Below are 6,888 nucleotides of genomic sequence, written 5' to 3'. Positions count from 1 at the left end.
TATAGGACATTGATATAGATCCAAAAGCCAACACGAAAACCAACGGAAAATCATGCGCTGTCGTTGTCGTTTTTCAAAAGTCAGATGTTTTGAGCTTCAAGGCTCTTGGATTTCCCCTCAGAAATCGCACCCTCGCTTTCCTCTTCCTTTTCCCCGTAGAGGGCCCGGATATTTCGGTCCAGGACCTTGACGAAGCACCGAAAGACGGCCGCCGTCAGGAAACACCCGGCCCCCTGGAAAAGGATGGACCAGGTCACGCCGATACGGCTCATGATCGCCCCCGCGGCGAGGCTGCCCAAGGGGGCGAATCCGGAGAAGGCCATGACGTAGAGGCTCATGACCCGTCCCCGCATATCGTCTGAGATGAAGGACTGGAGCATCGTGTTGCAGCCCGTCGTCGAGTAGACCAGCCCTCCGCCGACCAGAGCGGACATCGGCAGCAAAATCCAGCGGTTCCGCACCAGAGCCATGGACAGGAGCCCCACCCCCATGACGATGAGGGCCCAGAACATCCTGGCGGGAAATCCGCGGATGCTCCGGGCCGAGGCGATACGCATCGTGGACGAGAGCGCCCCCAGCCCCACGCCGCTCAGGATCAGCCCGAAGAGCGAGGCATCCTCCCTCAGGACCATTTTCACGAGGGCGGAAAACGTGACGTAGATGGGCATCCCCAGGAAACTTACGGCGCACATCAGGAGAAGGACGATCTCGAGGTGGCGATTCTCCTTAACGTAGGCGAGCCCCTCCCGAATGGAGAGGACCACGCTCGGCCGAGGTGTTTCCGGAGGGGCCTGAGGCGGCAGCCGCATGATGAAGAGCGCGTAGATGGGGGCCAGAAAGGCCAGACCGGTCAACAGGAAGCAGTAGCCCTCCCCTACGGCCGCCACGATGAACCCGGCAACGCTGGGGCCGATGACGCGCGATAGATTGAACACGGCCGAGTTCAAGGCGATCGCATTGGCGAGACAGTCGGGACAATCGACCATCTGGCTGATGCACGCCTGTCTCGCGGGCATGTCGAAGGCGTTGATGGAACCCAAAAGAATGCTGACCATGAGGATAATCGGATAGCTCGCCCGTTGGGACAGGGTCAGGAACCCCATGAGCAGGGCGATAAGGAGGAGCATGAACTGCGTCGCCTGAATCAGGTGCTTCTTGTCGATGCGATCGACCAGGGCCCCGGAGAAAAGGCCCAGGACGAGGATCGGGATCTGGCTCGCAAAATCGTTGGAGCTGGACCGAAAGGGAGAGTCCGTCAGCGAGAGCACCAGCCAGACCGTCGCCATACGCTGCATCCAGATGCCGGTCATGGACACGACCTGACTGGTCATGAACAGCCTGAAGTTTCGGGATTGAAGAGAGCGGAACGTCTCCCCGGAAAACATCATCGGGACGGGGAACCGCCAAGGGCCCCCCTGCTTCTGCCAGAGGGAGAGAGGGAGGAGAGAAAGTCCAGGGCGTTGAGGCGCGCGATCCGCTCCGCGGCCTCCTCCCCTATCCCGGAGGCGGCGAACATCCTCTCGTACCGGGACGAGTCCAGGATGGGGAAATCCGTACCCATCAGAAACTTATGGGTCAGCCCCGCCCCCACGATCGTTCGCAGGACGGCGGGCTCATAGAGCCAGGGCAGCGCGGCCAGATCGTAACGGGCATGGGTCAGGTAAAGGCGCATCTCGGGCATCAGTTCGTACAGCCACAGCCCTCCGCCCAGATGCGCGAAGACCGTCCGGACCTCCGGGTGATGCCTGCAAAAGGCAGCCGCCTCCCTGGGCCCGACGTTTCCCTTGCCCGCGTATTCATGCCCGACGGGCTCCGCCGTGTGCCACAGCACGAACAGGCCGGCCTCGTGCAGGACGCCGGCCAGGCGCCAGGTCTGTTCCTGGTCGGAGATGTCGATGTTCTGCCCCTCCGGAAACAGCTCCCCGACCCCAACCAGGCCGGCATCGGCGCAGCGCAGGATCTCCTCGGAGGCCCCCCTTGCCAGAGGGGGCACGAGACAGAGGCCGCTCAGCCTGTCGGGATGCTTCCTCACACCCTCGATGATGTAGTCGTTGCACAGCTTACAGAGCCCCAGGTCCCGAAAGGCGAAGCCGCCCACGACGGCACGCTCGACGTCGTCGCGTTCCATACGGTCCAGCAGGTCCTCGAGCATGGCCCACCGGTGCACCCGGTTATGGGTCAGGGCATTGAAATAGGGCTCGCGCAGGGACAGGGACTCCGCATCCCGGATGACCTCCGGAGGATACACGTGAACGTGGAAATCGACGGTCTTCATTCGGACGGCCTCCCCTCTGCGCACTCCTGAATCGTCGGCCTCACCAGGGGACCTCATCTTTCCCCTCGATGACGGAACGAATGGTCCTGCCGGAAAATCCCCTGCGCCGGAGTCTGGCGACGATCCGTCCCGTCTCCATCCCCCCGGCCAGCCAACCCGCTGCGAGGGCCTGGGCCTGCGCCACCTCGTCCCGGCCCTCCAGGGCGGAGACGATGTCCCGGTGGGCTATCCCTCTCCGCGAGAGCTCGCGGACGATCCGGTCGTCCCCCCAGCTTTCGTGCCCCTCCACGAAAAGGCAGGCGTAGAGCGCGTCGTCGAGGAGGCGCATCCCGCGAAATTCAGCAATCAGGGCCTGAGTCTCCTCGGGCGTGGCCCCCTGCCCGGCAAGACGATCCCTGACCTCCCGCTCCGGACGGGGCGCACGGGAGAGGAGCCGAAAAAAACGGAGCCGATGCTCCTCCAACGAGAGCTCCTTTTTTCCCCGCAGCCTCGTCATCGGAGGCCGTCGCCCTCCGTCCCCGCACCGCCCAGGAAACGGCCGATGAAGTTTCTCAGGTCCTCGATCCCCGATCGGTTCTCCCCCGAGGTGATAACGGGGACGTCGACGGATATCAGGCCGCCCCGCACGTACTCCTGCAGGAGGGCCCGATGCCGGCCTCTGGATATCTTGTCCGCCTTGGTGAAGACCACCAGCATCGTCCTGCCGCACTCGTTCAGCCACTCCTGGAGGGCCCGGTCATTCCCCAGGAGGCCGTGCCGGAAGTCCACGAGATGGCAGACGAGACGCAGCGTTCTCCTCCGTTCGACGTAGGCTGCGACCAACCGGGACCATTCGTTTCGCTCTGTCTTGCTCCGGGACGCGTAGCCGTATCCCGGAAGGTCGACCAGGCGAAACGGCGCCGAGGCCTGCACGGAGTAGAAGTTGATGCTGCGGGTCTTCCCCGGCGTCGCCCCCACGTGGGCGAGCCTCGTCCCCAGCAGCGCGTTGATCAGCGTCGACTTCCCGACGTTCGATCGGCCGGCGACGGCGACCTCCGGCATCCCCTCCGGCGGAAGCTGAGGGATGGAGAAACAGGTCGCCTCAAGAGACGCCTTCCAGAGCATCGGTTTTCTCCATTTCGGTTTTACCCGGCTTCTCCAACCCCTTTTCGAGGACCGTCAGGACCTCCTCGGCATAGTCGAAGCGCATTCCATCGGTATATTCCTCGGGGATCTCCTCGACGTCCACACGATTGGCCGCGGGCAGAACGATGTGCAGAACCCCATGGCGCCGGGCGGCGAGGATCTTCTCCCGAATGCCCCCGACGGGAAGGACCTTGCCCCTCAGGGATATCTCGCCCGTCATGGCGATGCCCGGGCGGACGCGGCGGCCGCTGACCGCCGACAGGATCGCCGTGGCCATCGTGATTCCGGCCGAGGGCCCGTCCTTCGGAACGGCCCCCTCGGGGACGTGGATATGGATGTCCACGCTCTTCCAGTCGAACTCCCCTATCCCGAGGGCCTCGCTCTCGGACCGCAGGTAGCTCACGGCCGCCCGGGCGGACTCCTGCATCACGTCGCCGAGGTTTCCGGTGAGGACCAGCTCCCCCTTTCCCCTCATTGTCACGGCCTCGATGAGCAGGACGTCGCCGCCCGCCTCCGTCCAGGCCAGACCGACGACGTTCCCCCTCTCGGGGGTCTTCGGGACGGAAAGGTCGTAGAGCTTTGGGGGGCCTAGGTAGTCCTTGAGGTCCCCTACCCTGACCCCCACCGGAAGAGCGAGGGGCTCGGACTTGTCTTTGGCCTCGACGAGACGGCGCGTGATCTTGCGCGCCACCGTCGACAGGGCACGGTCCAGCCCGCGGACGCCGGCCTCGCGCGTGTAGGAGGCGATCACCTTTTTGACCACGGGAACCGGGATCTTCACCTCGGACCGCTTCAGGCCGTGCTCCTTCAAGATCCTCGGAACGAGGTAGCGCATCGCGATCTGCAGCTTCTCCTCGGCGAGGTATCCCGGAAGGGGGATCACCTCCATGCGATCCAGAAGGGGCCTGGGAATCGTGTGGGTGACGTTGGCCGTGGTGATGAAGAGCACCTCGCTCAGGTCGAAGGGGACCTCGAGGTAGTGGTCGGTGAAGGTGCTGTTCTGCTGCGGGTCCAGGACCTCCAGCAACGCAGAGGCCGGGTCGCCCCGGAAATCGTTCCCCAGCTTGTCGATCTCGTCCAGCAGGACGACGGGATTGCAGCTGCCCGCCCTCGCCAGCTTCTGGATGATCCGGCCCGGGAGGGACCCGATATAGGTTCGGCGGTGTCCGCGGATCTCGGCCTCGTCCCGGACGCCCCCCAGGGAGACGTTGACGAAGCGCCGGTTCAGGGAATCCGCGATGGAGCGCCCCAAAGAGGTCTTCCCCACCCCAGGAGGGCCGACGAAGCAGATGATCTGCCCCTTCATGTCCGTCCCGGCGCGCCGCCGGACGGCCAGGAACTCCAGGACGCGGTCCTTCACCTTGCGCATGCCGTAATGGTCCCGGTCCAGGATTTTCTCCGCCCTGGCGATGTTCTCGTTCTCCTCGGTCCTTATGCCCCACGGCATGTCCAGAAGCCAGTCCAGATAGCTGCGGACCACTGCGGCCTCCGGCGAGATCGGAGACATCCTGGAGAGCCGGGCGATCTCCCGCTTCGCCTTGTCCCGCGCCTCGTCGCTCATCAGGGAGGCGTCCACCCTCTCCGCGTAGCGAAGCTCCTCCTCCCCCTCCTGCTCCTGGCCGAGCTCGTTCTGAATGATGCGCAGCTGTTCCCGCAGGTAGTATTCCTTCTGCTGCTTGTCGACGACGGAACGCACGCGGTCCTGAATGTCGTGCTCCAGCTCGAGGATGTCGATCTCCTCCGTCAGGAGACGCAGCAGGAAGGACAGGGCCTCCTCGACGTCCTGAAGCTCCAGAAGGGCCTGGCGCTCCTCCAGCTTCACGGATATGTGCGAGCCGATCAGATTGATGAGCTGCCCCAGATCGTTCAGCTCCGCAATGGAGGCCATCACCTCGCTCGGGATGCGGGGCTGCAGGGTGTTGTAGCGCTCGAAGCTGCCGAGGACGCGCCGCCTCCAGGGCTCCAGATTTGCCGATTCCGCCTGAATCCAGGGCATAGGGACCACGTGCGCCGTCAGGATGTCCTTGTCCAGCCGGTATTCCCGAACCCTCATCCGGGCTATGCCCTCGACCAGAACCTTGGTCGTCCCGTCCGGGACGCGCACCACCTGAAGGACGTTGCAGAGGGTCCCCACCTTGTAAAGGTCGCCGATCTCCGGGTCCTCGGTCCCGTTGTCCGTCTGGGCCGCCACGAAGACCTTCTTGTCTTGGAGAAGGGCGGATTCCATAGCCCGTATGGATCGGGGACGCCCCACGAAGAGGGGTATGATGATCCCCGGAAAGAGGACCATGTCCCGAACGGGAAGAACGGGACAGATCCCCTCCTCCGGGGTCTCCGGATCCTGGGAGGCTACCACCGCGATCTTCGTCGCCACCTCAGGCAACCTCCCTGGCCTCTCGGAACAGGCTTTCGAGGGGGATTTTCCGGTCGACGAAATCCGCCGTGATCGAGAGAGCGCTCACCTTTCCCTCCATCGAGGGCAGCTCGTAGAGCACGTCCAGCATCAGGTTCTCCATGATGGAACGCAGCCCGCGAGCCCCCGTCTTCTTCTTGACGGCAAGCTGGGCGATCCGAGCAAGGGCCTCGGGGGTGAATTCCAGGCGCACGCCCTCCATGGACAGGATCTTCTGATACTGCTTCACCAGGGCGTTGCGGGGCTCCTGCAGGATGCGGATGAAGGCCGCCTCGTCGAGCTCCTCCAGGGCCACCAGGACGGGAATGCGCCCGACCAGCTCCGGGATGAAGCCGAAGGCCATGAGATCCTCGGGCTGAATCTTGCGCACGATGTCGTAGCGCTTCTCCGATGTGCGCACGGACAGCTCGCCCCCGAAGCCCAGGGAACGCTGAAGCTCGCGCCGCGCCACGATGTTCTCGATCCCCTCGAAGGCCCCTCCGCAGATGAAGAGGATGTTCTCCGTGTTCATCTGGATGAAGTCCTGATGAGGGTGCTTGCGCCCGCCCTTCGGCGGGATGTTGGCGACGGTCCCCTCGAGGATCTTGAGCAGGGCCTGCTGGACCCCCTCCCCGGAGACGTCCCGCGTGATGGACGCGGACTCCGACTTGCGTGCGATCTTGTCGATCTCGTCCAGATAGATGATGCCCCTCTCCGCAGAGGGCAGGTCGTAATCCGCCGCCTGGAGGAGGCGCACCAGGATGTTCTCGACGTCCTCCCCCACGTACCCGGCCTCGGTCAGGGTCGTCGCGTCCGCGATCGCGAAGGGGACGTTGAGTTTTCGCGCCAGGGTCTGGGCAATCAGGGTCTTTCCGGACCCCGTCGGCCCCAGCAGCAGGACGTTGCTCTTCTGGAGATCGATCTCCCCGCTGCGCAGCTCGATATTGTTCCGCACCCTCTGATAATGGCTGTAGACGGCCACGGAGACCACCCTCTTGGCCAGGGACTGCCCCACGACAAACTGGTCCAGAAACTCCTTCAGCTCACGGGGCTTCACCGGAAAAAGCGCCGACGGCGCCTCCTTCGTCTCCTCGTC

General features: G+C 64.1%; 6 protein-coding genes. All 6 read right to left on the bottom strand.

All coding sequences use genetic code 11. From position 1 onward, the window contains the following. Positions 1 to 80 precede the first annotated feature (80 nt). Positions 81 to 1,388 (bottom strand): MFS transporter, encoded by a 1,308-nt coding sequence (locus tag Q0176_RS01525; RefSeq protein WP_299298426.1) that lies wholly within the window; start codon positions 1,386 to 1,388, stop codon positions 81 to 83. Beyond that, complete coding sequence (locus Q0176_RS01520; protein ID WP_299298423.1) at positions 1,385 to 2,275, bottom strand: amidohydrolase family protein; 891 nt, start codon at positions 2,273 to 2,275, stop codon at positions 1,385 to 1,387. Before Q0176_RS01520 ends, Q0176_RS01525 begins: the two co-directional genes overlap by 4 nt. A gap of 40 nt (positions 2,276 to 2,315) precedes the next feature. Next, complete coding sequence (locus Q0176_RS01515; protein WP_299298420.1) at positions 2,316 to 2,771, bottom strand: regulatory protein RecX; 456 nt, start codon at positions 2,769 to 2,771, stop codon at positions 2,316 to 2,318. Beyond that, on the bottom strand, positions 2,768 to 3,379 hold the full coding sequence (gene yihA, locus Q0176_RS01510) for a ribosome biogenesis GTP-binding protein YihA/YsxC (RefSeq protein WP_299298417.1): 612 nt from the start codon (positions 3,377 to 3,379) through the stop codon (positions 2,768 to 2,770). The genes Q0176_RS01515 and yihA overlap by 4 nt, the downstream gene beginning before the upstream one ends. Next, positions 3,357 to 5,774, bottom strand: a complete 2,418-nt coding sequence (gene lon, locus Q0176_RS01505) for an endopeptidase La (protein WP_299298413.1) — start codon at positions 5,772 to 5,774, stop codon at positions 3,357 to 3,359. Before lon ends, yihA begins: the two co-directional genes overlap by 23 nt. 1 nt (position 5,775) lies before the next feature. Then, the coding region (clpX, locus tag Q0176_RS01500) for an ATP-dependent Clp protease ATP-binding subunit ClpX (protein ID WP_299298410.1) at positions 5,776 to 6,888 on the bottom strand (1,113 nt) is incomplete at its 5' end.

This window comes from uncultured Fretibacterium sp. (assembly GCF_938040765.1).
In the GTDB taxonomy this organism is placed as follows: domain Bacteria; phylum Synergistota; class Synergistia; order Synergistales; family Aminobacteriaceae; genus CAJPSE01.
The sequence above is the reverse complement of the archived record's forward strand: the minus strand, read 5'-3'. Positions and strand labels throughout refer to the sequence as shown.